22 protein-coding genes and 2 tRNA genes are annotated in these 25,371 nt (G+C 48.0%); 2 read left to right on the forward strand and 22 right to left on the reverse strand.

What is annotated here, in order from left to right:
• Positions 1 to 11 precede the first annotated feature (11 nt).
• Positions 12 to 914, reverse strand: coding sequence for a lipoprotein NlpI (nlpI, locus tag CF168_RS15560; protein WP_037429687.1), 903 nt, complete (start codon positions 912 to 914; stop codon positions 12 to 14).
• A gap of 191 nt (positions 915 to 1,105) precedes the next feature.
• Positions 1,106 to 3,205, reverse strand: a complete 2,100-nt coding sequence (gene pnp, locus CF168_RS15565; RefSeq protein WP_089068273.1) for a polyribonucleotide nucleotidyltransferase — start codon at positions 3,203 to 3,205, stop codon at positions 1,106 to 1,108.
• Between the two features lie 192 nt (positions 3,206 to 3,397).
• Between pnp and CF168_RS15570 the strand changes: the two genes are divergently transcribed.
• Positions 3,398 to 5,452, forward strand: a complete 2,055-nt coding sequence (locus CF168_RS15570) for a putative bifunctional diguanylate cyclase/phosphodiesterase (protein ID WP_086903701.1) — start codon at positions 3,398 to 3,400, stop codon at positions 5,450 to 5,452.
• Between the two features lie 86 nt (positions 5,453 to 5,538).
• Here CF168_RS15570 and rpsO read toward each other — a convergent pair whose 3' ends face one another.
• From rpsO to rlmE, 14 genes are all read right to left on the reverse strand, one after another.
• A complete protein-coding gene (gene rpsO / locus CF168_RS15575; protein WP_089068274.1) occupies positions 5,539 to 5,808 on the reverse strand; it encodes a 30S ribosomal protein S15 in 270 nt (89 codons plus the stop codon).
• 141 nt (positions 5,809 to 5,949) lie between these two features.
• The gene (gene truB, locus CF168_RS15580; RefSeq protein WP_089068275.1) at positions 5,950 to 6,888 is read right to left on the reverse strand and encodes a tRNA pseudouridine(55) synthase TruB; all 939 of its coding nucleotides are present in this window, start codon (positions 6,886 to 6,888) and stop codon (positions 5,950 to 5,952) included.
• Positions 6,888 to 7,328: a 30S ribosome-binding factor RbfA gene (gene rbfA / locus CF168_RS15585; protein ID WP_089068276.1), complete on the reverse strand. Its 441-nt coding sequence runs from the start codon at positions 7,326 to 7,328 to the stop codon at positions 6,888 to 6,890. The genes truB and rbfA overlap by 1 nt, the downstream gene beginning before the upstream one ends.
• A gap of 62 nt (positions 7,329 to 7,390) precedes the next feature.
• Positions 7,391 to 10,060: a translation initiation factor IF-2 gene (infB, locus tag CF168_RS15590; RefSeq protein WP_086903704.1), complete on the reverse strand. Its 2,670-nt coding sequence runs from the start codon at positions 10,058 to 10,060 to the stop codon at positions 7,391 to 7,393.
• Between the two features lie 25 nt (positions 10,061 to 10,085).
• Positions 10,086 to 11,585 carry a transcription termination factor NusA gene (nusA, locus tag CF168_RS15595; protein WP_011716142.1) on the reverse strand — a complete coding sequence of 500 codons (1,500 nt, stop codon included), beginning with the start codon at positions 11,583 to 11,585 and terminating at the stop codon, positions 10,086 to 10,088.
• A 29-nt stretch (positions 11,586 to 11,614) separates the two neighbouring features.
• Entirely contained in the window at positions 11,615 to 12,070 is a 456-nt protein-coding gene (gene rimP, locus CF168_RS15600) for a ribosome maturation factor RimP (protein WP_089068277.1), read from the reverse strand.
• A 170-nt stretch (positions 12,071 to 12,240) separates the two neighbouring features.
• Positions 12,241 to 12,317 (reverse strand) — tRNA-Met (locus tag CF168_RS15605).
• A gap of 83 nt (positions 12,318 to 12,400) precedes the next feature.
• A tRNA-Leu gene (locus CF168_RS15610) sits at positions 12,401 to 12,487 on the reverse strand.
• Between the two features lie 11 nt (positions 12,488 to 12,498).
• Positions 12,499 to 12,831 (reverse strand): preprotein translocase subunit SecG, encoded by a 333-nt coding sequence (gene secG / locus CF168_RS15615; protein ID WP_011716140.1) that lies wholly within the window; start codon positions 12,829 to 12,831, stop codon positions 12,499 to 12,501.
• A gap of 1 nt (position 12,832) precedes the next feature.
• A complete protein-coding gene (gene tpiA / locus CF168_RS15620) occupies positions 12,833 to 13,615 on the reverse strand; it encodes a triose-phosphate isomerase (RefSeq protein ID WP_089068278.1) in 783 nt (260 codons plus the stop codon).
• A gap of 193 nt (positions 13,616 to 13,808) precedes the next feature.
• Complete coding sequence (gene glmM / locus CF168_RS15625) at positions 13,809 to 15,146, reverse strand: phosphoglucosamine mutase (protein WP_089068279.1); 1,338 nt, start codon at positions 15,144 to 15,146, stop codon at positions 13,809 to 13,811.
• A 74-nt stretch (positions 15,147 to 15,220) separates the two neighbouring features.
• Positions 15,221 to 16,054 (reverse strand): dihydropteroate synthase, encoded by an 834-nt coding sequence (gene folP / locus CF168_RS15630; RefSeq protein ID WP_089068280.1) that lies wholly within the window; start codon positions 16,052 to 16,054, stop codon positions 15,221 to 15,223.
• 159 nt (positions 16,055 to 16,213) lie between these two features.
• A complete protein-coding gene (gene ftsH / locus CF168_RS15635; RefSeq protein WP_167373646.1) occupies positions 16,214 to 18,187 on the reverse strand; it encodes an ATP-dependent zinc metalloprotease FtsH in 1,974 nt (657 codons plus the stop codon).
• Positions 18,188 to 18,216: 29 nt separating this feature from the next.
• Complete coding sequence (gene rlmE, locus CF168_RS15640) at positions 18,217 to 18,846, reverse strand: 23S rRNA (uridine(2552)-2'-O)-methyltransferase RlmE (RefSeq protein WP_011621809.1); 630 nt, start codon at positions 18,844 to 18,846, stop codon at positions 18,217 to 18,219.
• A 90-nt stretch (positions 18,847 to 18,936) separates the two neighbouring features.
• On the opposite strand from rlmE, the gene yhbY reads away from it, so the two are divergent.
• On the forward strand, positions 18,937 to 19,236 hold the full coding sequence (yhbY, locus tag CF168_RS15645; RefSeq protein WP_011716136.1) for a ribosome assembly RNA-binding protein YhbY: 300 nt from the start codon (positions 18,937 to 18,939) through the stop codon (positions 19,234 to 19,236).
• 57 nt (positions 19,237 to 19,293) lie between these two features.
• Here yhbY and secF read toward each other — a convergent pair whose 3' ends face one another.
• From secF to CF168_RS15675, 6 genes are all read right to left on the reverse strand, one after another.
• Positions 19,294 to 20,178: a protein translocase subunit SecF gene (gene secF / locus CF168_RS15650; protein ID WP_089068282.1), complete on the reverse strand. Its 885-nt coding sequence runs from the start codon at positions 20,176 to 20,178 to the stop codon at positions 19,294 to 19,296.
• A gap of 2 nt (positions 20,179 to 20,180) precedes the next feature.
• Positions 20,181 to 22,055, reverse strand: a complete 1,875-nt coding sequence (gene secD, locus CF168_RS15655) for a protein translocase subunit SecD (protein ID WP_089068283.1) — start codon at positions 22,053 to 22,055, stop codon at positions 20,181 to 20,183.
• A gap of 379 nt (positions 22,056 to 22,434) precedes the next feature.
• Positions 22,435 to 22,959, reverse strand: coding sequence for a hypothetical protein (locus CF168_RS15660; protein WP_089068987.1), 525 nt, complete (start codon positions 22,957 to 22,959; stop codon positions 22,435 to 22,437).
• 316 nt (positions 22,960 to 23,275) lie between these two features.
• Complete coding sequence (gene greA / locus CF168_RS15665; RefSeq protein WP_011621805.1) at positions 23,276 to 23,752, reverse strand: transcription elongation factor GreA; 477 nt, start codon at positions 23,750 to 23,752, stop codon at positions 23,276 to 23,278.
• 246 nt (positions 23,753 to 23,998) lie between these two features.
• Complete coding sequence (locus tag CF168_RS15670; RefSeq protein ID WP_089068284.1) at positions 23,999 to 24,817, reverse strand: DUF4198 domain-containing protein; 819 nt, start codon at positions 24,815 to 24,817, stop codon at positions 23,999 to 24,001.
• 29 nt (positions 24,818 to 24,846) lie between these two features.
• Positions 24,847 to 25,359, reverse strand: a complete 513-nt coding sequence (locus CF168_RS15675) for a DUF2271 domain-containing protein (RefSeq protein WP_167373712.1) — start codon at positions 25,357 to 25,359, stop codon at positions 24,847 to 24,849.
• Between the last annotated feature and the right edge of the window lie 12 nt (positions 25,360 to 25,371).

Genomic DNA, 25,371 nt, shown 5'->3' on the forward strand with positions numbered 1-25,371 from the left:
GGCGATAAGACTTATTTTGTGCCTTCGAGCAACCCTTTGACCTTTGCCAGCTCAATTCGCGCGTATCTGTGCTCAACAAAGTCATAAATATTAGTCGCAAGAGCGAGGCGGAAATAATTTGCAGCCTCTTGATATTGCTTATTGGCAATGGCCATTTTGGCAAGATAGAAATAAGCTTCACATAAACGTTCAGCATATTCTTTAGGATGAGTGAGGCCTAACTTGGCATCGGCAAATACCTGTTCACGACTCTTAACGCCCAAATAATAATCAACAATCACGGTTGACCATGCATCCGCTTCAAGCCCCTTACGGTGTTCCTGTAGCTGGCGTTTAGCCTCAACGGCATTATCCTTTGATTGGATCAAATACAACCATAATGCTCGGTAACCATCTTTATTATCGGCAGCATAGAAGGATTGCATATCTTTTAAGGCAAGATCGTTACGGTCACCATAATAAAGCGCGATACCACGATTCAAGTAGGCATAATCATAGTTTGGCGATAACTCTAATACACCATCAAACGCCTCATAGGCACTATCGTATTCCCCCTCTTGGGTATAATAAATACCAAGGAAATTATAGGCATCGGCTAAGTCGGGTTGCAATTTTAGCGCTTGCATAAAATCGATGCGCGCCATTAAACGCAAGCCCACACTGTCGTAAATTACCCCACGATCGTAATGGAAACGAGCGCGCTGCTCGTTGGTCAATTCAACAGCTGATAAAATCTCATTGAGCTTAGCAAGGGTCACCTCGACTTTATAATCAGTCATCACCGGGGCGATAACCAATTTACCTTCAACGTCATTTTGGTTGTCTAAGGGGGATTGAGTGGTCGCACATCCAGCCAACATCAAGCTGGCACCCGCCAGCACAGCAACAACAGCGGTTCTAATTTTAAGACTCATCCATTTCTACCTTTTTAGATTCCCAACTCACGCAGAAGAATGTTCATGATAGCAATCCCACAACTGGACTGCTATTGAGGAATAGCATTAAACACAACTTTATTAAACCCAAACAAACAAAAAGGAGATCAATTGATCTCCTTTTAGTCACGTCACGTCGAAACTGACACCGATAATGTCTGTTTAGACCATTATTCAGCAGCTGGCTCTTTAGTCTGTGCTTCTTTGATTGACAGTCTTACACGGCCTTGACGATCCACTTCCATCACTTTAACGGTGACTTCTTGGTTAAGTTCAAGGTGGTCAGAGACGTTAGCAACACGCTCATCGCTGATTTGCGAAATGTGCACTAAACCATCTTTACCTGGCAGAATGTTAACGAAGGCACCGAAGTCAACGATACGGATAACTTTACCGTTGTAGATACGACCCACTTCAACTTCTGAAGTGATTTCTTCGATACGACGGATAGCTTCTTTGGTGGCTTCACCATTAGAAGAAGCAATTCTTACTGTACCGTCATCTTCAAGCTCGATAGTAGTGCCGGTTTCTTCAGTCAGTGCACGAATTACCGCGCCGCCTTTACCGATAACATCACGGATCTTCTCTGGGTTGATCTTGATAGTTGTGATACGTGGAGCATGGTCAGAGATATCATCACGGTGCGAACCAATCGCTTGATCCATCACGTTTAGGATATGTACACGTGCGCCATAGGCTTGTTGCAGTGCAATTTCCATGATTTCTTTGGTAATACCTTCGATCTTAATATCCATCTGCAGTGCAGTCACACCGTCACGGGTACCGGCTACTTTGAAGTCCATGTCACCTAAGTGGTCTTCATCACCTAAGATGTCAGACAGAACCACAAAGTCATCGCCTTCTTTCACTAGACCCATAGCGATACCCGCTACAGAAGTCTTGATAGGCACACCCGCATCCATCAGCGCAAGAGACGTACCACAGACTGATGCCATAGAGCTTGAACCGTTAGATTCAGTGATTTCAGAAACCACACGTACACTGTATGGGAACTCTTCAGCAGAAGGCATTACTGCGTTGATACCGCGCCATGCTAACTTGCCGTGGCCGATTTCACGACGCTTAGGTGAACCCACCATACCTGTCTCACCAACAGAATAAGGAGGGAAGTTGTAGTGCAGCATGAAGCGGCTAGTACGCTCGCCCATAATGCTATCAATCTTCTGTGCGTCACGCTCAGTACCTAAAGTACAAGTCACCAGCGCTTGGGTTTCGCCACGGGTAAACAGTGCACTACCGTGAGTACGTGGTAATACGCCTGCCAATACGCTTAATGCGCGAATCATATCTGGCTCACGACCATCGATACGCGGCTCACCACGGATGATGCGACCACGAACTACTTTCTTCTCTAAGCTACCGAGCAGACCATCAACTTCACGTAAATCGACGTCTGGGTTTGCAGCCAACAGTGCTTCTTTAGCCGCGGCTTTAACCACAGCAACTTGAGCATAACGATCTTGTTTAACTTGAATTTGATACGCTTGCGCTAAACCGTCTTCAGCCAATTCTTTAACTTGAGCAACTAAGGCTTCATTGGCAACTGGTGCAGTCCAATTCCAAGCTGGTTTACCCGCTTCGGCTTTGAATTCAGCAATCGCTTTGATAACCACTTGTTGTTGATCATGGCCATAAACCACTGAGCCTAACATCACTTCTTCTGGTAATGCTTGAGCTTCTGACTCAACCATCAATACCGCGCTCTCAGTACCGGCAACAACTAGGTTCAGTTGGCTGCTTTCTAACTGAGTCACAGTTGGGTTCAGTACGTATTCGCCATTGATGTAACCCACGCGCGCTGCACCTAATGGGCCGCTGAATGGGATACCCGAAATAGCAAGCGCAGCCGAAGTACCGATCATTGAAATAATATCCGGCTCGATTTGTGGATCGACAGATACAACAGTAATGATCACTTGAACTTCGTTTGTGAAGCCATTAGGGAAAAGAGGACGAATTGGACGGTCGATCAGGCGAGCGATTAATGTCTCATCTTCTGAAGGACGGCCTTCACGCTTAAAGAAACCACCAGGAATTTTACCTGCTGCGTAGGTCTTTTCTTGATAGTTAACAGTCAGAGGAAAGAAGTCACGGCCTGCTTCAGCTTCTTTTTTACCAACAACAGTGACCAACACTGTCGTGTCACCCATGCTAGCTAAAACGGCAGCGTCTGCTTGACGTGCAATAACACCTGTTTCCAGGGTGACTGTATGTTGACCATACTCAAAACTCTTTACAATTGGATTCACGTGACCCATTCCTTAATTAATGACCTTGAATTACGCGCGTAAGTATACTGCAATTATCCACAATAGATAAAGAGCAGATAATGATGACAAAGGTCTATCTTTTCACTAAAGTGGGTAAACGAACAAAGAGTTATGCTGTAACTTAATGTCGCAAGATCCCCATAGCGAAAACAATAATAAAGGATGTGTTGAATGACGGGTCGCTTTAAATCCCTAACTTGGAAACAAACAAATCTCGTCGTTTTTACAGCGCTTTTTTTCGCTATCGCCATCTTCATTGTTGAAATCGCCCTCGTCGTCGTCTCCACCAAGCAGCAACTCACTACCACTCAACAAGAATTACTCGATTCTGTAGAACAACCCGCCGCCAACGCCGTTTGGGCTTTAGATGATAATTTGGCAAGGCAAACCCTAGAGGGGGCGATTAAAGTAGAGCATGTGGGCTCTGCGGTGATTGAACTCGATGACGGCTCGATGTTTGTTTCCGTGAGCAATAATAAAAAAAACAACTCACAAACCTTTATCAGCCTCAGCAACAAACTCTTTGATGACTTAAAAGAAATTTCACGGCCCTTGTATCGACCCTTTTACTTTGAAGGCACTCAAAAACAGCAGCTTATCGGCACGCTAACCATTTTTTACGATACGCAGGAACTGACCAACACCCTCTTTAGCCAGTTACGCTTCAGCTTTTTTGCCACCTTAGCCCGCGCGCTGTTACTCACCTTAGTGCTGTCTGTCGTATTCCACCGCTTCTTGACACAGCCAATAGCCAGGATCAGCGAGGCCATTGATAAGATTTCCCCCGATTCGCCCGATGAAAACCTGCTGCCCATGTCCAACGCCCATAAGGATGATGAATTAGGTCTAGTGACATCGAAGTTTAACCAGATCCTTATTCAATTCAGTCAGACCCAATCCAAACTGCGTAAAATGGCCACCCGAGACCCATTAACAGGCCTTCCTAATCGAACCCTATTACTCGAAACCATTGCCGTGACTATCCAGCGCTCACGGGTTCATAAAAGCAGTTTTGCGTTGATGTTTATCGACTTAGACCGTTTCAAAAATATCAATGACTCCCTCGGACACGCCCTTGGCGATCAATTCCTCGCCCGCATCGCCCGTATTTTAGAACGCGTCGTGGGCGATAAAGGGTCAGTATCACGCCTAGGCGGCGATGAATTCGTGATTCTAGCCGACTCAGTCCACTCCCCCGATCAAGCCGCCGACTTTGTCGATAAACTGTTAGTGCAGCTGAATGTGCCGATTCAGCTGAATGAACATGCGATTCACCCAGCGGCATCGATTGGGATTTCCATCTATCCAGAAGATGGCAACAGCGCCGAAGATCTTATCCGCCATGCCGATATCGCCATGTACAGCGCCAAGGCCGCAGGATCGAATCAATGGGCCTTCTTCAAACAGCAGATGACCGAGCGTGCGGCGGTGCGACTCCGTACCGAAGCATCGCTACATGATGCCTTGAAAAACAATGAATTTTTGCTCTACTTTCAGCCCAAATTGGATTTACAAAGCGGTAAGATAACCGCTTGTGAAGCCCTGATCCGTTGGCAAAAAGATGGCCGCTTAATCAGCCCCATCTCCTTTATTCCGGTGGCGGAAGAAACCGGCATTATTATTCCGATTGGACGTTGGGTTATAGAACAGAGCTGCCGCGTACTGCGCGACTGGCAGAAGAAATATAACTATGCGATACCGATTGCCATTAATGTCGCGTCACAACAGTTTGCCGATGCCAGCTTAGTGTCGGACATTAAGCAAATGGCGCTGCGTTACCAAATTCAACCGGAATTGCTCGAAATTGAAATCACCGAAACATCGTTGATGAATGACATTGAGCTTGCGATCAACAAGTTAGAACAGCTCAAGTCGGCCGGATTTGGTATTGCCGTCGATGACTTTGGAACAGGCTACTCTTCCCTGTCTTATCTGCGCCATTTGCCGATCACGACCATGAAAATCGACCGCTGCTTCGTGTCCGACTTACCAGGGGACAGCGCGATTGCCTCGACCATTTTGATGTTAGGTAAACAATTGAATCTTACGATTGTGGCCGAAGGGATTGAAAACGAGCAGCAACTCGATTGGCTCAAGCGTAATCAATGTCAAATTGGCCAAGGCTTCTACTTTAGCCAGCCGTTACCACAGGCAGAGTTTGAAGCGCTGTATATTGCCAACCAAACCGCAACCATTAGCAATATTGATGGATTTCGTGGCGCCTAACGCACCGAAGAGAGAGTGTAACATACTGAATTTAAGGCAATAAAAAAGGAGGCTTAGCCTCCTTTTTTATGTCAGTAAACGCGTGATTAACGACGTAAACCTAACTTTTGGATCAGCTCATTGTAACGCGCTGCTTCAGTACGCTTCAGGTAAGCTAATAACTTACGACGAGCGCTAACCATGCGTAACAGACCACGACGTGAGTGGTGATCGTGGATGTGCTCTTTGAAGTGATCTTGCAAATGGTTGATTTGAGCAGTTAACAGCGCAACTTGAACTTCAGTTGAACCAGTGTCGTTTACGCCACGGCCAAATTCAGCCAGGATCTTTGCTTTCGCTTCAGTACTTAGTGACATGTGTCTCTCCAAATATAAAATGTGAATCTCTAGCCGATCACTAACTCAGCCAGAGGGCGCGCTATTCTACCCATAATCCTTGGCGCGCGCAATAAATGCGATGGATTAATAACCCAAGATAATCAATTAAGATGCTTTAGCTTAGTCGTGGAGCACAACTAAGCGCTTAGGTGCCAGTAAGCCATCTTCGTTCATCTCGCCAATTCCGACGAAACGACGCTCGGTCCCCAACGTAATGCGCATCAATTTATCTGCAACGAGTCCTGAGACTCGTACCGCCTGACCTTGCATTAAGTAAGCTGCGCTTGCATCTGGCACATTGACCTCGGGAAAGTCAGCAACCGCCGTATCCATTGGTAGCAGCAACGAGTCCAGCAAACTGCTTGGGTCAAGCTGCTCTTCCTGCGCCTTAGCAACTAGGGCTTCGAGTTGCTCCAAGGTGACCATTTTGTCGTAGGGATAATGCGCGACTTGAGTACGACGCAGCATAATCACATGGGCGCCACAACCGAGCATCTCACCTAAATCATCGATGATAGTGCGAATATAAGTGCCCTTAGAACAATGAATGTCTAAGGTCAGCTCATCGCCTTCTAGACCGATGAAGTTCAGTTCAAAGACAGTGATTGGACGCGCCTCACGCGGCACTTCAATCCCCTCGCGGGCATACTTATACAAAGGCTGGCCTTGGTATTTCAGCGCCGAATACATGGAGGGCACTTGCTGGGTATCGCCACGAAAATGCTCTAAGGCAGACATTAACTGCGCCTCAGTGAATTCGAGCGGGCGAGTCTGCACCACTTCACCGTCAGAGTCGCTGGTATCAGTGCGTTGCCCCAGTTTTGCGGTAACCAGATAACGCTTATCCGAATCCAGCAAATGCTGCGAAAACTTAGTCGCTTCGCCTAAACACACAGGTAGCATGCCCGTTGCTAAGGGATCGAGTGCGCCCGTGTGTCCCGCTTTATTGGCATTAAAAAAGCGCTTTACCCGTTGTAATGCAAAGTTGGAACTCATGCCAGTGGCTTTGTCCAACAACACAATACCGTCGATAAAGCGGCCCTTCGAACGTCTCGCCATTACGCTTTACCTTCGGTGTCATCGGCTTCGTCGATGTCATTCTCAGTCACATCTTCGGCGCTACCAAACTGTTGCTGCTTGGCTTTATCGCTGTTGATCACTTGGCTGACGAGGTTAGACATACGCATACCTTCAACCAATGAACTGTCATACACGAAACGGATTTCAGGCATGACTCTCAGCTTCATGCGACCCGCAACTAAAGTACGGATATAAGGCGCAGCTGTAATCAAGGCATTGAGCTTTTCTTGCACCAGCTCTTTGTCTTCTTCGAAGAAAGTCACAAACACTTTGGCGTAACTTAAATCGCGGGACACATCGACATCATTAACGGTTACAAAACCAATACGGGGATCTTTCATGTCGCGTTGTAACACAACAGCCAGCTCTTGCTGCAACTGCTGGGCTATGCGACGTGTACGACTGAATTCTTTTGCCATAATAGAGTTACCATAGCTAATGTATTAAATTGAAAGGGCGGCTAATGCCGCCCTCTTTATCGTTACAGTGTACGTGCCACTTCGACGGTTTCGAATACTTCGATTTGGTCACCCACGCGGACATCGTTGTAGTTCTTAACACCGATACCACATTCCATGCCGTTGCGAACTTCGTTAACGTCGTCTTTAAAGCGACGTAGCGATTCGAGTTCACCTTCGAAGATCACCACGTTATCACGCAGTACGCGGATTGGTGCGCTGCGCTTGATGGTGCCTTCAGTCACCATACAACCGGCGATTGCGCCCAGTTTTGGTGACTTGAACACGTCACGTACTTCAGCCAGACCGATAATCTGTTGCTTGAATTCTGGTGACAACATACCCGTCATCGCCGCTTTCACTTCATCAATCAGATTATAGATAACGCTGTAGTAACGCAGGTCAACACTTTCGCTTTCGATAGTCTTACGCGCCTGTGCATCGGCACGGACGTTAAAGCCAACCATGATCGCGTTAGAAGCCGCAGCTAAAGTCGCGTCGGTTTCGGTCAGAGCACCCACACCGCGAGCGATGATGTTCACTTTCACTTCGTCGGTAGACAGACCCATTAAGGAGTCGGTAATCGCTTCGAGTGAACCTTGAACGTCTGCCTTCAGAACGATGTTCAGTTCCTTCACTTCGCCTTCGGTCATGTTCGCGAACATGTTTTCCAGCTTAGACTTCTGCTGACGTGCTAATTTCACGTCACGGAACTTACCTTGACGGTACAGCGCTACTTCACGGGCTTTACGCTCGTCGCGAACAACAGTTGCTTCATCACCGGCAGATGGCACACCTGACAGACCTAAGATCTCAACAGGGATTGATGGGCCCGCTTCAGTGATTGAACGACCGTTCTCGTCTTTCATCGCACGGATTTTGCCGTACTCTAAACCACACAGAACGATGTCGCCTTGGCGCAGTGTACCTTCTTGAACCAGAATCGTTGCCACAGGGCCGCGACCTTTGTCCAGTTGTGATTCGATAACCACACCTGCCGCCATACCGTCACGAACCGCTTTAAGCTCTAATACTTCAGCTTGCAGCAGAATGCCTTCGAGTAGGTCGTCAACGCCAGCACCTGTCTTAGCAGATACGAAGGCGAACATGTTGTCACCGCCCCAATCTTCAGACATAACGCCGTGTTGCGCTAATTCACTCTTCACGCGGTCGATATCGGCTTCTGGTTTGTCCATCTTGTTGACAGCAACAATCAATGGCACGTTACCGGCTTTAGCGTGTTGAATCGCTTCGATGGTTTGTGGCATTACACCGTCATCGGCTGCAACAACCAGTACAACGATGTCAGTCGCTTTAGCACCACGGGCACGCATTGCGGTAAACGCGGCGTGACCTGGGGTGTCTAAGAAAGTGATCATGCCGTTTTCGGTCTCAACATGGTATGCACCGATATGCTGAGTAATACCACCGGCCTCACCCGCAGCGACTTTCGCGCGGCGGATATAGTCGAGCAGAGACGTTTTACCGTGGTCAACGTGACCCATGATGGTCACAACTGGCGCACGAGGCTCAAGCTTAACGCCACCCTCTTCATCACGCTCAGACAGTACTTGTTGCTCTAATTCGTTTTCACGGATCAGTACCACTTTGTGGCCCATTTCTTCGGCAACTAGCTGGGCGGTTTCTTGATCTAACACTTGGTTGATCGTCACCATTGAACCCATCTTCATCATTTGTTTGATGATTTCAGTCGCTTTAACAGCCATTAAGTGCGCAAGTTCTGCCACTGTAACGGTTTCACCGATACGTACGTCACGGGTAACTGCAGCTACTGGCTTGTTAAAGCCGTGCGCCATTGATTCTGGCGCTGTGCTGCGGTTACGCATGTGTTTTTCGCGACCATCGCGAGCATCTTTACCACCACGTTTAGTCTTAGCGGTGTTTTTGTTACGTGCACGACGACCACGTTTTTCTTCATCCATATCCGATGAATCTTCAGCGGCACGGGCCACTTTAGAGGTAGTGATATGGTGATCGCTGTAACGCTCAGCCTCTTTACGTTGACGCTCTTCTTCGTCCCAACGCTTAGAGTTTTCTTCCGCTAACAGACGTGCTTTTTCAGCCGCTTTAGCCGCTTCTTCGTCTTGTTTACGCTTAGTCGCTTCCGCTTGAGCCGCTTTTAAACGCTCAGCTTCAACACGTGCCGCTTCCGCTTCTGGCGAAGTGTCTTTTGTGGTTTTCGCATCAGTCGCCGCTTTGGCTTTAGCTTTTGCTTCAGCATCCGCTTTCGCCTTGGCTTCTGCTTTTGCTTCGGCATCTGCTTTAGCCTTAGCTTCGGCTTCCGCTTTGGCCTTGGCTTCTGCTTCAGCTTTTGCCTGAGCTTCAGCTTCTGCCTTCGCTTTGGCTTCTTCTTCAGCTTTCAGAACCGCTTCGCTCACGTCGCGTTTAACGAAAGTACGGGTCTTACGTACTTCTACTTTAACGTCTTTAGATTGACCACCATTACCGGCCACACTCAGGGTCGATACGGTTTTACGTTGCAGTGTCATTTTGGTCGGTGCGCTTTCGCCGCCATGCTGCTTCTTCAGATAATCCAGTAACTGTTGCTTCTCAGCTTCAGACACGTTATCAGTTTGGCCTTTCTTAATTCCGGCCTGAGAGAATTGCTCAATCAGACGTTCAACACTTTTACCCACTTCCGTGGCCAATTTCTCTACGGTAGTATCTGCCATCAGTTAAATCCCCCTGTTGATCGACTTATGCTTCTTCGCCAAACCAACAGATGTTGCGGGCAGCCATGATCAGCGCACCTGCTTTTTCTTCTGTCAATTCTTCAATTTCGATCAAATCATCAATGCCTTGTTCAGCCAAGTCTTCTAGAGTCACGATACCTTTGCTTGCTAAAACATAGGCTAAGTGTCTTTCAACACCTTCAAGTGCTAATAACTCTTCACTTGGCTCCACACCATCTAGTGCTTCTTCAGTGGCGAGAGCTCGAGTTGAGATCGCCGCTTTTGCACGCTCACGTAATGCTTCAACGATATCTTCATCGAAGCCATCAATTGCTAATAATTCAGATACAGGCACGTAAGCTACTTCTTCGAGAGAAGTAAAACCTTCGTCAGCCAGTACTTGAGCAAAATCTTCATCTACATCCAGTGCGTTAATGAATAAGCTCTTCACCTTAGCGCTCTCGGCTTGGTGCTTCTTGTTCATGTCTTCCACTGTCATCACGTTCAGTTCCCAACCAGTCAGCTGAGTCGCTAAACGTACGTTTTGACCGTTACGGCCAATGGCTTGTGCCAGACTTTCCGCTTCAACGGCGATATCCATTGAGTGGTTGTCTTCATCAACGATGATAGAAGCCACATCGGCAGGCGCCATTGCGTTGATCACATATTGTGCTGGATTATCATCCCACAACACGATATCCACACGCTCGCCACCGAGTTCATTCGATACTGCTTGTACACGTGCACCACGCATACCTACGCAAGCACCGATTGGGTCGATACGACGGTCGTTTGACTTCACGGCGATCTTAGCGCGTGCACCTGGGTCGCGCGCAGCACCCATGACTTCGATCAGCTCATCGGCGATTTCAGGTACTTCAACACGGAACAGCTCAATCAGCATGTCTGGCTTAGTGCGAGTTAAGAATAACTGCGCGCCACGGGCTTCTGGACGTACTGAATACAGCAGTGCACGGACACGGTCACCAGGGCGGAAAGATTCACGTGAAATTAAATCTTCACGGAACAATACGCCGTCAGCGTTGTTACCTAAGTCAACCACCACGCTTTCACGGGTCGCTTTTTTCACTACACCAGTGATCAGCTCGCCTTCTTTATCTTGGAACTGTTCAACGACTTGCGCACGCTCGGCTTCACGTACTTTCTGTACGATCACTTGCTTAGCGGTTTGAGTCGTAATACGGTCGAAGGCGACAGATTCGATCTGATCTTCGATGTAATCGCCAGGTTGGATTTCTGGGTTTTCGTAACGCGCAGCTTCCAAGGTGATTTCGCGGTATGGGTTTTCTAACGCAACACCGTTATCATCGATGACCATCCAGCGGCGGAACGTTTCATAGGCGCCAGTTTTACGGTCGATAGAAACACGAACGTCGATATCGCCTTCGTATTTTTTCTTGGTTGCAGTTGCCAGCGCAGTTTCTAGCGCTTCAAAAATTTTCTCGCGTGGAACGGCCTTTTCATTTGAAACCGCCTCAGCGACTAGCAGAATCTCTTTATTCATTTCGTCTTGCCTCGTTCACCTTGAAACCATCAAAACTTAGCGATGATGTTGCCTTTACGGATATTATCCAAGGCGACAACCAGCTCTTTACCATTCACATTGAGTGACAGCATTTGGCCGTCAACCTGTGTAATGGCGCCTTTTAAATTACGACTGCCCGCGACAGGCATAGTCAGTTGAAGCTTGACATCCTCACCGACGTAGGCCGCATATTGTTCAGCAGTGAACAGCGGTCTATCTACACCTGGTGAAGAAACCTCTAAGGTATATTCGGTCGAAATAGGGTCTTCAACATCGAGTACAGCGCTGACTTGGCGACTTACGTTGGCACAATCTTCGATATTGATACCATTCTCACCATCAATGAACACGCGCAGGATTGAATGTTTACCCGCTTGTACATATTCAATGCCCCAAAGTTGGAAGCCTAATGCCTCCACAGACACTTTGAGCATGTCTGCCAGTCTGGATTCTAATGTTGCCAAAATTGACCCCCGGAAAAAACAAAAAAGGGCTTAATAGCCCTAGTAAAACGTCGCATCGGATACGACAAATTTAAAAGTCCCAGATAACAAAAAACCCCGTAATGACGAGGTTATTAGCTTCAAGAACCTGTAAACCATAACGAATTCAAACACTATTCGTTACTAGGAGCTGGTTGCGGGGGCCGGATTTGAACCGACGACCTTCGGGTTATGAGCCCGACGAGCTACCAAGCTGCTCCACCCCGCGTCAACTGTGTGCAAGTATATTGACTATCGTCTTTGCTTGCAATAACTAAGTCAGCGCTTACTTCGTCTCACTTAGCTATATTATGGTGCCGAGAGCGGGACTTGAACCCGCACGTCCGTTAGGACACAGCCACCTCAAGGCTGCGCGTCTACCAATTTCACCACCTCGGCGACACCTTTTACTAGTCAGGAATTTTCGTTTCTGACTTTTCGGTTGCTTGATCAACTGGTTGAGTAACCTGTTCATCAGCACCTAAATTTTTCCATGCATCTTCATTTTTTGCGTGGTTTGCACTTAAGTTGCCAATCAGCAGACTTAACGTGAAAAACGCAATGGCCAGAATCGCCGTTGTACGTGTCAGGAAGTTACCTGAACCGCTTGAACCGAATAAGGTACCTGATGCACCGGCGCCAAATGAGGCCCCCATGTCAGCTCCTTTGCCTTGCTGGATTAAGATCAGGCCAATTAAACCTAATGCAACCAACAAGTAAACAACTACTAAAACTTCATACATATTATGCGCTCATCGCTATGGTACACAGACTTAAAAACTCGGTAGAGTTTAAACTGGCACCGCCAATCAGTCCACCATCAACATCAGGTTGGGCAAATAAATCTGCCGCATTACTCGGTGTCACACTGCCACCGTACAAAATCCTGATATTTTCTCCGATAAACGGAGACACTTCAGAGAGACGCTTGCGTATAAACGCATGTACTTCTTGTGCCTGCTCTGGTGTCGCGCTCTTACCAGTCCCTACGGCCCATAACGGCTCGTAAGCGATAATGGCGTTATCAAAAGCCATAGTGCCATTTTTCTGGATCACTATATCCAACTCTTCCGCAATCACCTCGAAGGTACGTCTTGCTTCACGTGCTGGACCCGACTCACCCACGCATAAAATGGGGGTTAAACCGTGCTTTTGTGCAGCGGCGAATTTCTCCGCTACGATATTACTCGTCTCTCCGTACATACGGCGACGTTCTGAATGCCCGATAATGACATATCGACATCCGCAATCTTTAAGCATCTGGCCCGAAACTTCTCCGGTATAAGCGCCAAAGTCATGTTGACTTAAATTTTGAGCGCCCATCCTAACAAGTGAACCGTCTAACGCTTCCTTGTTTGCTTCTAGCAGTTGCCTTACGCTTTCTAGATAGATAGAAGGCGGGCATAAAACCACTTCAGCTGAATCATTTTGGAGCTTTGAGGCAAATTTCTTGAACAACTCTTGGGCTAATGCCGCGCTGCCGTTCATCTTCCAATTGCCAGCTACCATAGGACGTCTGAATGCCATCACTGTCTCCTCTGAAAGCGGCGTGAATAATAGCGAACCACTTATTAAGTTACAATAGCTAAATTCGAAATTTTTCAGATATTAGGTTGGAATGCTTACTTTTTACACGCCAAACCCTACTCTTGCTCATTAATGCAGCTAACACCTTCATTTTTAATCGGTATCAGCTGCACTCGACTAAAGATTGGTTTGATTAGCTCGCCGATTTTACCGCATCTGCAATCAAATTGGCGTGCGCTAACACAGTATTGTGATCATCACCTTCAACCATTACGCGAATTAACGGTTCAGTACCTGATTTACGTAGTAATACGCGACCTCGGGCACCCAGTTGTGATTCAACCTGAGCTTGAGCGGCTTTGACTTTATCTGAGCTTAATGGGTCGTGTTCCCCCTCAAAACGCACATTCACTAACACCTGTGGCAGCATCTCCATCGCGGCTGTGAGTTGCTCTAATGTGGCATTTTGTCGACGCATTGCCGCCAATACCAAGATACCTGCCACGATACCATCTCCCGTCGTGCCATGGTCAAGGTTAAGGATATGGCCCGAGTTTTCACCGCCAATACGCCAATCGAGTTCTTTCAGTAACTCCATCACATAACGGTCACCCACTTTAGAGCGGGCAAAAGGAATATCTAAGGCTTGTAAGGCTAAATCGAGGCCTAGGTTAGACATTAGCGTGCCGACAACGCCACCACGCAGCACGCCACGGGCTTTAGCATCGCAGGCCAGAATATAGAGAATTTGGTCACCATCGATAACTTCACCACGGCTGTTGACCATCATAATACGATCACCGTCACCATCGAGTGCAATCCCTAAATCGGCGCCCTCGGTCAATACGGTTTCGCAAATTTTCGCCATGGACGTGGCGCCCACTTTGTCATTGATGTTGACGCCATTGGGCTTATCACCAATGGCAATCACCTCTGCGCCTAGCTCACGAAATACCGCAGGTGCAATGTGATAGGTTGCACCGTGAGCACAGTCCACGACAATTTTTAACCCTGTGAGGGTTTGATCCGCAGGGAAGTTACCCTTGCAATATTCGATATAACGGCCACGCGCATCTTCGATACGTGACACTTTGCCCAATAAATGCGACTCGACACACTCTAAGGGCTTTTCTAATTCGGCTTCAATTTCTAGCTCTAAGTTATCGTCGAGCTTGCTGCCATCATTGGAGAAAAATTTAATGCCGTTATCATAATATGGATTGTGGGATGCACTGATCACCACCCCCGCTTCGGCGCGGAAAGTGCGAGTAAGATATGCCACAGCGGGTGTTGGCATGGGTCCCATTAACATCACATTGAGGCCCGCTGCTGAAAGACCTGCCTCTAAAGCTGACTCAAACATATAACCCGAAATACGAGTATCTTTACCAATAATCACTTTTTTCGTGCCGCTGCGGGATAACACTCGTCCCGCAGCCCAACCCAACTTTAATGCCAGCTCGGGAGTCATCTGGCCTGAACCCACCTTGCCACGAATACCATCGGTTCCAAAAAATTTACGTTCGCTCATATCGCCCCACAAACTTCAATGTGTCCCTTCGGTTGGGATCATAATATTAATGAAATACTTAACAAAAATAGCCTTTATAGATATGCCTGTGTCGCTTGTAACACTTTCAGCATATCAACAGTTTCAGGGACATCATGGACACGAATGATATGTGCCCCTTTCTGGGCCGCTATCATGGCACCAGCAAGGCTCCCCGCTAGACGCTCGGAGGTCGGTCTAGCGAGAAGGTTTCCTATCATGCTCTTACGGGATAAACCTATCAATATCGGCAGCTCAAACTGCTCAAAACGCTCTAACTTCGCGAGTAGTTCATAGTTATGTTCTAAGGTTTTGCCAAAGCCAAAGCCTGGGTCGATTAACAATAGCTCCCGCGGGATCCCCGCATCGATGCAGGCTTGAATACGCTCGCACAAAAACTCAGTAACATCGGCAACCACGTCTTGGTATTCCGGCGCCGTTTGCATACTGCGCGGCGCGCCCTGCATGTGCATTAAACAGATGGGTACATTTAGCTGAGCCGCTGTCTCTAATGCCCCTGGCTCTAACAAGGCTCGCACATCGTTGATTAAATGCGCACCAGCATTCACCGCTTGGCGCATCACTTCCGGTTTACTGGTATCGACTGAAATCCACACATCATGATGTTTAGCGACATATTCCACCAGAGGGATCACACGGGCAAGTTCATCCTCAACCGTCACATCGGCCGCACCCGGCCTTGTCGACTCACCGCCGATATCGATGATAAGCGCACCTTGGGCCACCATGTCATCGGCATGTTGGCAAGCTAATTCAAAGGAAGAGAACTTTCCACCGTCGGAAAAAGAATCGGGAGTAACATTCAGAATGCCCATCACGACGGGCGAAGCTAAGGATAAGCGTTTGGTTCCAGCAATTAATTCAAACACGCATTGACTCCATATGGGACAGCTTGCTAGCGCGTTTCATCCGTTTACTGCGCGGGTTCATTCATATGACTGATTTATATTGAATGACAGCGCAGTCAATTTTCTAGCAAGATAAAACAAGAAAACCCCTTAACGGGGTTCTCTTTCAATTAACAACCGCTACTTAACGGGTGACTCATCGGCATCTTTCAGCTCTGCCTCAACGGGAGCGGCCTTTACCACTTCGTCGACTTTAACGGCAGGTTCACCTTTGCCATTGCCTTTGTCGTTTGAACCATTGTCATCCGCTTGCCAATCGGCAGGCTGACGCACTTCACGACGGTTCATCAAATCGTCAATTTGCAGTGAGTCAATGGTTTCATACTTCATCAGCGCGTCTTTCATCGAATGCAGAATATCGATGTTATCCAGCAGAATTTGCTTAGCGCGGCCATAGTTTTTATCGATAAAGGCTTTCACCTCGGCATCGATAACTGTCGCGGTTTCATCGGACATTGCCTTGGCTTTACCCATGCTACGACCTAAGAACACTTCACCTTCTTCCTCGGCATAGAGTAATGGACCGAGTTTGTCGGAGAAGCCCCACTGGGTCACCATGTTACGGGCAATCGATGTCGCGTATTTAATATCTTGCGAAGCACCTGTAGACACTTTTTCGCTGCCGTAGATCAGCTCCTCGGCTAAACGACCACCGTAGGCAACCGAAATCTGGCTTTCTAACTTACGACGGCTTTGGCTAATCGCATCGGCTTCAGGTAAGAAGAAGGTCACACCCAGCGCACGACCACGCGGGATGATGGTTACCTTGTGCACAGGATCATGCTCTGGCACTAAACAGCCCACAATCGCGTGGCCTGCTTCGTGGTATGCCGTCATTTCTTTCTCGGCTTCTGACATCACCATAGAACGGCGCTCAGCACCCATCATGATCTTGTCTTTTGCACGCTCGAATTCTTCCATACCGACAACACGGCGATTACCGCGCGCCGCAAACAGTGCTGCTTCGTTGACTAAGTTGGCTAAATCGGCACCGGAGAAACCTGGCGTACCGCGAGCAATGACGCTTGCTTTCACATCTTCAGAAAGTGGCACTTTACGCATATGCACTTTAAGGATTTGCTCACGACCGCGAACGTCCGGTAGACCCACAACCACTTGACGGTCGAAACGACCAGGACGCAGCAGCGCAGAGTCTAATACGTCTGGGCGGTTGGTTGCCGCAATCACGATAATCCCTTCGTTACCTTCGAAGCCGTCCATCTCAACCAGCATTTGGTTAAGGGTTTGCTCACGTTCATCGTGCCCACCACCTAAGCCAGCACCACGTTGGCGACCTACGGCATCGATTTCGTCGATGAAGATAATACAAGGGGCTGATTTCTTCGCTTGTTCGAACATGTCACGCACGCGAGATGCACCGACACCGACGAACATTTCTACGAAGTCAGAACCTGAAATGGTAAAGAAAGGTACCTTTGACTCACCCGCAATCGCTTTAGCCAGTAAGGTTTTACCTGTACCTGGAGGGCCAACCATGAGCACGCCCGTTGGAATACGGCCACCCAGTTTTTGGAATTTGGTTGGATCACGCAGATAATCGACCAGCTCTTTCACTTCTTCTTTGGCTTCATCACAGCCTGCAACGTCAGCAAAAGTGGTCTTGATTTGATCTTCGCTCATCAGCTTGGCTTTGCTCTTGCCAAAGGACATAGCGCCTTTGCCACCGCCGCCCTGCATCTGGCGCATAAAGAAAATCCATACCCCAATCAGCAGCAACATCGGGAACCAAGAAATAAAGATCTGGGTTAAGAAACCCGACTCTTCGGCTTCTTGGCCTTTCATGGTGATGCCTTTACGGTCAAGATCATTAATTAAATCTTGGTCATACAGTGGCATGATGGTCGTGAATTTTTCGCCCGTGCGCTTAGAACCTTCGATAGTACGTTGGTCACTTTTCACTTCAACACTGGCGACTTGTCCATCACGAACATTGTCTAGGAACGTAGAATAATCCATCTTCTGCGATGACGAAGAAGAGGGGGAGTAACCCTGAAACACTGACATCAGCACAACGGCGATGACAACCCAGAGTATTAGATTTTTTGCCATGTCACTCAAATTACTAGACCTCATAAAGTCTTGCGATGATTAACGCTAGGGTACTACAACTTGTACCCTGTCGCCACAAGATAGACTTCACGGGAGCGTGCCCGCGACGAGTCCGGTTTACGTGTTTTTACTACTTTGAATGCGTCTTTTACCGCCTTCATATATTCGTCAAACCCCTCCCCCTGAAAGACTTTGACCGCAAAACTGCCGTTAGGTGCCAATACTTGATGACACATATCTAACGCCAGTTCGACTAAATACATGGCGCGCGGCTGATCGACACCATCGGAACCACTCATGTTGGGCGCCATATCAGATAATACAACGTCAACCTTATCCGCACCGACGCGAGTTAGCAATGCTTCGAGCACTTTCTCTTCACGAAAATCCCCTTGCAAGAAATCCACGCCGACGATGGGATCCATTGGCAAAATATCGCAGGCGATAACTTTACCTTTATCTCCGGTCAGCTTGACGGCTATTTGAGACCAACCACCTGGAGCCGCACCTAAGTCCACCACAGTCATACCTGGGCGGATCAATTGGTCCTTCTCCTGGAGCTCCTCAAGCTTGAACGCAGCGCGAGAACGCAATCCCCGTTTCTGTGCTAGTTTGACATAATGATCATCAAAGTGTTCCTGCATCCAACGGGTAGAACTGGCCGTACGTTTTTTACCTGACATTTAAAATCCGCAACAATTGAGAGTTACACAAGGGCTATATAAGGGTAGAATAGCGATTTTTCAACAGTAACTCAGCAAAAGTTGGTAGAAATGAACTTAACAACCAAACAAAAACAGCATTTAAAAGGTCTGGCGCACAATTTAAAGCCAGTGGTGCTGCTTGGTGCCAATGGATTGACTGAAGGTGTACTCGCTGAAATTGAAAGCGCACTCGCTTATCATGAACTGATTAAAGTGAAAGTAGCCTCTACCGATAGAGAGCTAAAAAATGCCATCGTTGATGCCATAGTACGTGAAACTCAATCTGCAAAAGTGCAACTTATTGGTCATATTCTGGTGATTTATCGTCAATCGCCTGAAATGAAAATTGCCCTGCCAAGAGCTAAGTAATTTTCCAGCCTTAAACAAAACGGCCACTCAAGCGAGTGGCCGTTTTGTTTTTAGCACTTATGGCGTATCTGTGATGACTTGCACTTTATAATGCTCTGGCGTTAATCCCAAAAATTCGGGCAATGAAGTCCCGACCGATATTGATGATAATGTGCCAGTTAAAATGCCGATAAACATGGCAATCGAGAATCCTTCCAACGGCCCGCCACCCATAATCCATAACGCTCCCACCGTCATTAAGGTGGTTCCCGAGGTTACCATGGTACGGGAAAATGTCGCGACAATCGCTTGGTTGTTAATCTCTTGGATAGCAAGCTTTGGCTTAGCAATCAATAACTCCCGGATCCGGTCGGCAATAATGATCGAATCGTTGAGCGAATAGCCTAAAATCGCCAGCACGGCGGCGAGCACGGTTAAATTAAACTCCATTTGGGTTAATGAGAAAAACGCGAGCACGAAAATCACGTCGTGCACCAGTGCAAACAACGCACCGGAGGCGAGACGCCATTCGAAGCGATAACTCAAATAACCTAAGATACACAGCATGGCCACCAACAAAGCAAGACCGCCCTGCTCGGCTAATTCTTTACCCACTTGTGGGCCGACAATACTGGTGTTCAGTACTTGCACTTCACCCAGTGGCGCTAAGGTTTCTTGAATATCGACATTACTTTGTGCCGTATCAGCATAGCGCAATACCCAACGTCCGGGCTCACTGGCCGAAATCACCGTCACCTCTTGCTGATAAGCCGCGTTCAATAGCGGTTGCAGCTCGCTGCTGGTGATCCGCTTATCAAGCTGAACCTCTGTTACCACACCGCCTGTAAAGTCTAAACCCCAGTTAAAGCCTTTCATACCAATAATGGTGAGAGAGGCCAACATTAAAAAGATAGAGATAGCGCTCGACACATAACGCCATTTGGTCAGATTAAGATTCTTCATAGTTATACCCTCACATGGCGGCGCGCATCACGCCCATACACTAGGTTGATTAAGGCTCTTGAGGCAAAAATACCGGTAAACATACTGGTCAGCAGACCTAAACCTAAGGTCAAAGCAAAGCCTTGGATGGGGCCATTACCGATGGAATAGAGCACAACCGCGGTGATCATAGTGGTGAAGTTAGCGTCGAAAATGGTTGAAAATGCACTGTCAAAGCCAGTGTCGATGGCCAGAGCGAAGCTGCGCCCCTCTTTCAACTTGTCTTTAATCCGCTCGAAGATCAGTACGTTGGTATCGACCGCCATGCCGACTGTTAACACCAGACCGGCAATGCCTGGTAAGGTCAGTACAGCACCGGGGATCAGCGCCAGCAAACCAAAGAGGATCACCATGTTGGCAATCAAGGCCACATTGGCCACCCAACCGAGACGGCGATACCAGAGCGCCATAAACAGCAAGGTAATTCCCATACCAAGGCCGAGCGCTGCAAAGCCGTTTTGAATATTTTCGGCGCCTAGGGTCGGGCCGATGGTGCGTTCTTCAACAATAGTCACAGGTGCCGTCATGGAGCCCGCACGTAGCAACAAGGCTAATTGCTGCGCCTCTTGATAGGTGCCTGCGCCCGTAATTCTAAAGCGATCTCCCAGCTGCGATTGAATGGTCGCGACACTAATAATCTCTTGGGTCTGCTTGGCTTTGCCCTGCTCATCTCGGCTATATTCGCTGTAAGACGTTGCCATCGGTTTACCGATATTGGCGCGGGAAAACTCCGACATTTTTTGGCCGCCTATTCGGTCGAGGTGAATGTTCACTTCGGCCATGCCCATTTCGCCAATATTAGCGCGGGCATCGACAATATGATCGCCGCCTAATACCGGCGTGCGGGCCACATAAACAGGATTGCCAGATTTATCCTTCAGCACCTGCGCATTCACTGAGCCCGATTCTTTAACTTCAAAAAAGGCCAAGCTTGCGGTCGCACCAATCACGTTTTTCGCGGCAGCGGGGTCTTGTACACCAGGTAGCTCGATGCGGATACGGTGTTCGCCCTGACGCTGCACTAGAGCCTCAGTGATACCTAGCTCTTCAATCCGGCTACGCATAATTTGCAGGTTTTGCTGCACGGTTAAATTACGTAACTTGATTTGCTCTTCTTGAGCGAGCTTTACGACTAAGCCATTATCTGCATTGGTTAATTGCCAAGTCGGATAGCTTTGTTGCATAAATTGGCGAATGGCTGAGCGCGCATTATTAGTGGATTCAGCCGCTTCATTTAATGCAATTGCAATTTGCAACCCTGCATCATCGCGCGTGCTATCAATACGCACACTGGCGCCGCGAATTTGCTGTTCACGCAAAAACTGTCGAAGGGACTCTACTAATGCATCGGCTTGGGCTTGATAGACGGGCTGCACATCGACATCCAGCAAAAATTGCACCCCACCGCGTAAGTCGAGCCCGAGTTTAATCGGTTCAAAGCCCATATTTTGCAACCAACTTGGCGCAGCACTCACCAGTGCCAGCGTAAGCTCTTTCGGCTCACTCACCATGGATGACACTAAGGTCTTCACTAAGGTTTGCTCGCTGTCATCATTGAGTACAATAAGGGTTTGCCCGTCTTCTGAGCTGTTGGCGTTGCCATGTTGGGCATGCTTAACTTCGATACGCTTAACATCAACGCCCTGCGCCTTTAATTTATCCCGCAGTTCGATGGGGGTTAAATTAAGCCCCGCTTTAGCGCCCACCTGCACGGCGGCATCTTCTCCATACCAAGTCGGTAAGGCACTAAATAACATCACGATAATCGTGACGATAAGCACAACGTATTTCCAAGCTGAATAATGATTTAGCAGCTTTTTACTCTGAATTTTATCCATAGATATCACTCGCATGATATTGCCCGCTCCAATAGCTATTTGCAGCGCAAATAGTGCTAATAAACATGAGCGAACAATCACTGTATTACGGTGAAACCTGTAAACACGGATCCCACAAGGAGTACGCTAAACGCGAGCAAACTCAGTGGTGATAACCGATTAAAATCCGTCTAAACCGAATGGATTTAAATCCCATGCGATTTAGTCGCACCTTCGGCGACCACACCGCAGGCTTTGATGCTAGGTTATCGGGTACAGGTTTCGGATGACAAAATGCAAAGTTAATCAAAGACATCCCTAACGACCTCTGGTTCAGATGATGAACTCAAACGGTATCGTTATGGATAAGCCTTGCTAACTTGCTACAGGGAGCGGTGAGTTAAGCGGCTTGCTGACTAAAACGATATTGGAGGTTGGAGACTTTCCAGCCGGAGATCCGCGCTGGTGAAGATTCGGCTAAGAGAGTCCAATCTGGGCGAGCATCGAGGCGAATATTTTCCCCTAATGCGGGCGCAGGCTCTGGTTCAAACTCAAAGGCCAACAGGTAAACAGGCTTCACCTCACGCATATCATGCTGAACAAGATTGATAAAACGCTGGGAGTTAGCCGGAGCAAAATTAAAATCATCCGAGTGACTAACTAATTCAGACTCGGAGCAATCGGTGGCCTGTGCCTTATCAGCAGCACAGACAGCTTGGCTATCGCTCACCGTCGATTGTGCCGTTGAGTGATGTGATGCAGTGCTCTGTTGTGCAGTGAGTGACGGCGTATCCGCGGTAGACGCAGTTGTTAGTACCGTTGTCGCTACCGTTTTAGGCGCCAGATGCAGTTGCTGGGCGGTTAAGCTGCGCGGCGCATAGCCACCCGCATGGGCGATCAAGATGATCGACACACAGAGTAACATTAATCCTTGGCGCCAGTGCTTAATCAAACTCCGTTCCTAATTGGATACACGCAACTTTTACGTGATGAAATATTTGCAGAAGAAACAACACTTTTTTGGATAGCTTTCATAAAGAACCTTGATGAATGCATAGAAAGCTCCAAACATGCAGCTTAGGTAACCGCCGCCTCAGAGGCAAATTAAACTTTATCCATCTTGCTTATTTATGCGCCAAGGACACTGATGTTGCAGTGCCTTTGGTATAAAAAAGGCCATAAAAAAAGCCGCACTAGGCGGCTTCTTATCGGTAAATAATCGAGTCTGGTGAGACCAAGACTTAGATGTATTGCACCGAAATAATTTCGTAATCGGTCAAGCCACCTGGGGTTGCGATCGACACTTCATCACCTTCATTCTTACCCACTAAACCACGGGCAATCGGAGAGTTGACTGAAATCAGGTTTTCTTTGATGTTAGCTTCATCGTCGCCCACGATACGGTAAGTCACTTCCGCATCAGTATCCAGATTGAGGATAGTCACAGTGGTACCAAAAATGATACGACCATTGTTCGCCATCTTAGTCACATCGATGATCTGCGCGTTAGAAAGTTTGCCTTCAATGTCACGGATACGCGCTTCACAGATCCCTTGCTCTTCACGGGCTGCATGATATTCCGCGTTTTCCTTCAGATCGCCTAACTCTCTCGCTGAGGCAATCGCTTCAGTGATTTTCGGGCGACGTTCAAACTTGAGCATATCTAACTCTTTACGCAGCTGTTCTGCACCGACAACTGTCATAGGAACCTTAGTCATAACTTCTTTCGTCTCCTTTAAAACAAAAGCAACCCGTGCCGACGCTAAAGGTCAACACAGTAAAATCAGGGTGGAATTGCGCTATTCTAATCGTTATGCGCTTGGGATGCATCAAGAACTATGCACCAGTGCAGCTTACTGAAGCTCACGCTCAGATGCTAGTGCCAAAGTATAATAGTGCGAACTTAAGTGGGGCAAAATGCCCACAAATGAATTTGTGGGCATGGGGAGCGTTAAAGCATGCGCTTATTCAAGCCCTGCTTCGAAGGTCAAAAAGATTTCACTAACTGTTTTATCGGCAAGAGATTTATCAGGACTTGGACGTTCGATTGAAGCATGCAGCAGATAACGACCAGCTGCTGGCAGCGTCATCGCCACTTTACCTTCTTTATCCGAAGTTAAACTGATTTCTTCCGGCTTATTACGGTACAGGCTGCCATCCTTCATGATCGCCACACTCACACCTTCGACAGGTTTACCATCGTAAACAAACTGCAGTGTTGCGGGTTCATTTTCAACGATATCAGCGGGATGGGTAATAGGCACCAATTCCAAGTATTCACCTTTCGGTGCTAATACCTTATCAGTGGGTTTGTTGCGGGTCACATAGGTTTCGACCCGCGCCACATTTAATGAACCTTTTAGCTCATAGGCATCCTTTGGCATCACGGCCGCTGTCGCTTTTTTATCGAGTCGACTGCGAACCATGCCTTCTTTATCTTTGATTTTATAAACAGAAAAGTATCTCGGCGTGACTTCCTTTTCAAACTTATAGGTACCGTCTTGCAGTAATTGCACGTCGAAAACCGATTTACGACCACCAGTGTAGCTTGAACTTGGGGAGCTTGGCTTACCATCGGGTAAATACACTCGTACATCGCTGGCGGTGACCGGTTTATCAAACATAAAGACTTGGTTACTGGCAGACACATCCGAGGTGATCCACACCGCCTCTTGGCTTTCAGCCGAGACATTATAGTGGCTGGGTAGAATCCAGCGGTCATGGCTGCTCGCCAATGGGCTGATGCAGAGCGCGCTAACTAAGGCAAGTAAACGTAGTTTCATCTTCATATCCTTTCAGTAAAGTGCAGGGCTTAGCGAGTCATACCGCTTAAGCGAATATCAATCACGCCAGTTTCAGTGGTCGCTGGTAGTTGGGCGGTAAAATCCCCCGCCGTTAAATCAATATTTTGTCTCACGAGGTCACGCCCGCCGTGCTCGCGCACCACTTCGATAAACACTGTGTAGGAGGCAGGAGTCAGCGGCTTACCCGCGTCATCCGTTAAGTCCCAATCAATTTTGTAATGGCCTGCTGGCTTGGTCGCCGAGGCGATACCGTCGACAAAACTCATGTCTTCACGCCCCGCCTTTCGCCACCAACGGCGAATGTCCTTAAGCCATTTATGGCCCTCGTCCCATACCCATAGACTTAAAGTTTTAACGGTTTGGCCCTTGGCATCCTCAACCCACACAGCCACATAGGGGCGGTGATACTGGCCTTCGGTAATTTCAGGCAAGGTCAAATCAACGGTCATTTTCGGTGCGGCAAATACCGCTGAACTCACAAACAACGCACCGATGGCGCTGGTGCGAATAAGCTGACGCATCATTAATCGGTT

The sequence above is a fragment of the Shewanella bicestrii genome, from assembly GCF_002216875.1.
Classification (GTDB): Bacteria; Pseudomonadota; Gammaproteobacteria; order Enterobacterales; family Shewanellaceae; genus Shewanella; species Shewanella seohaensis.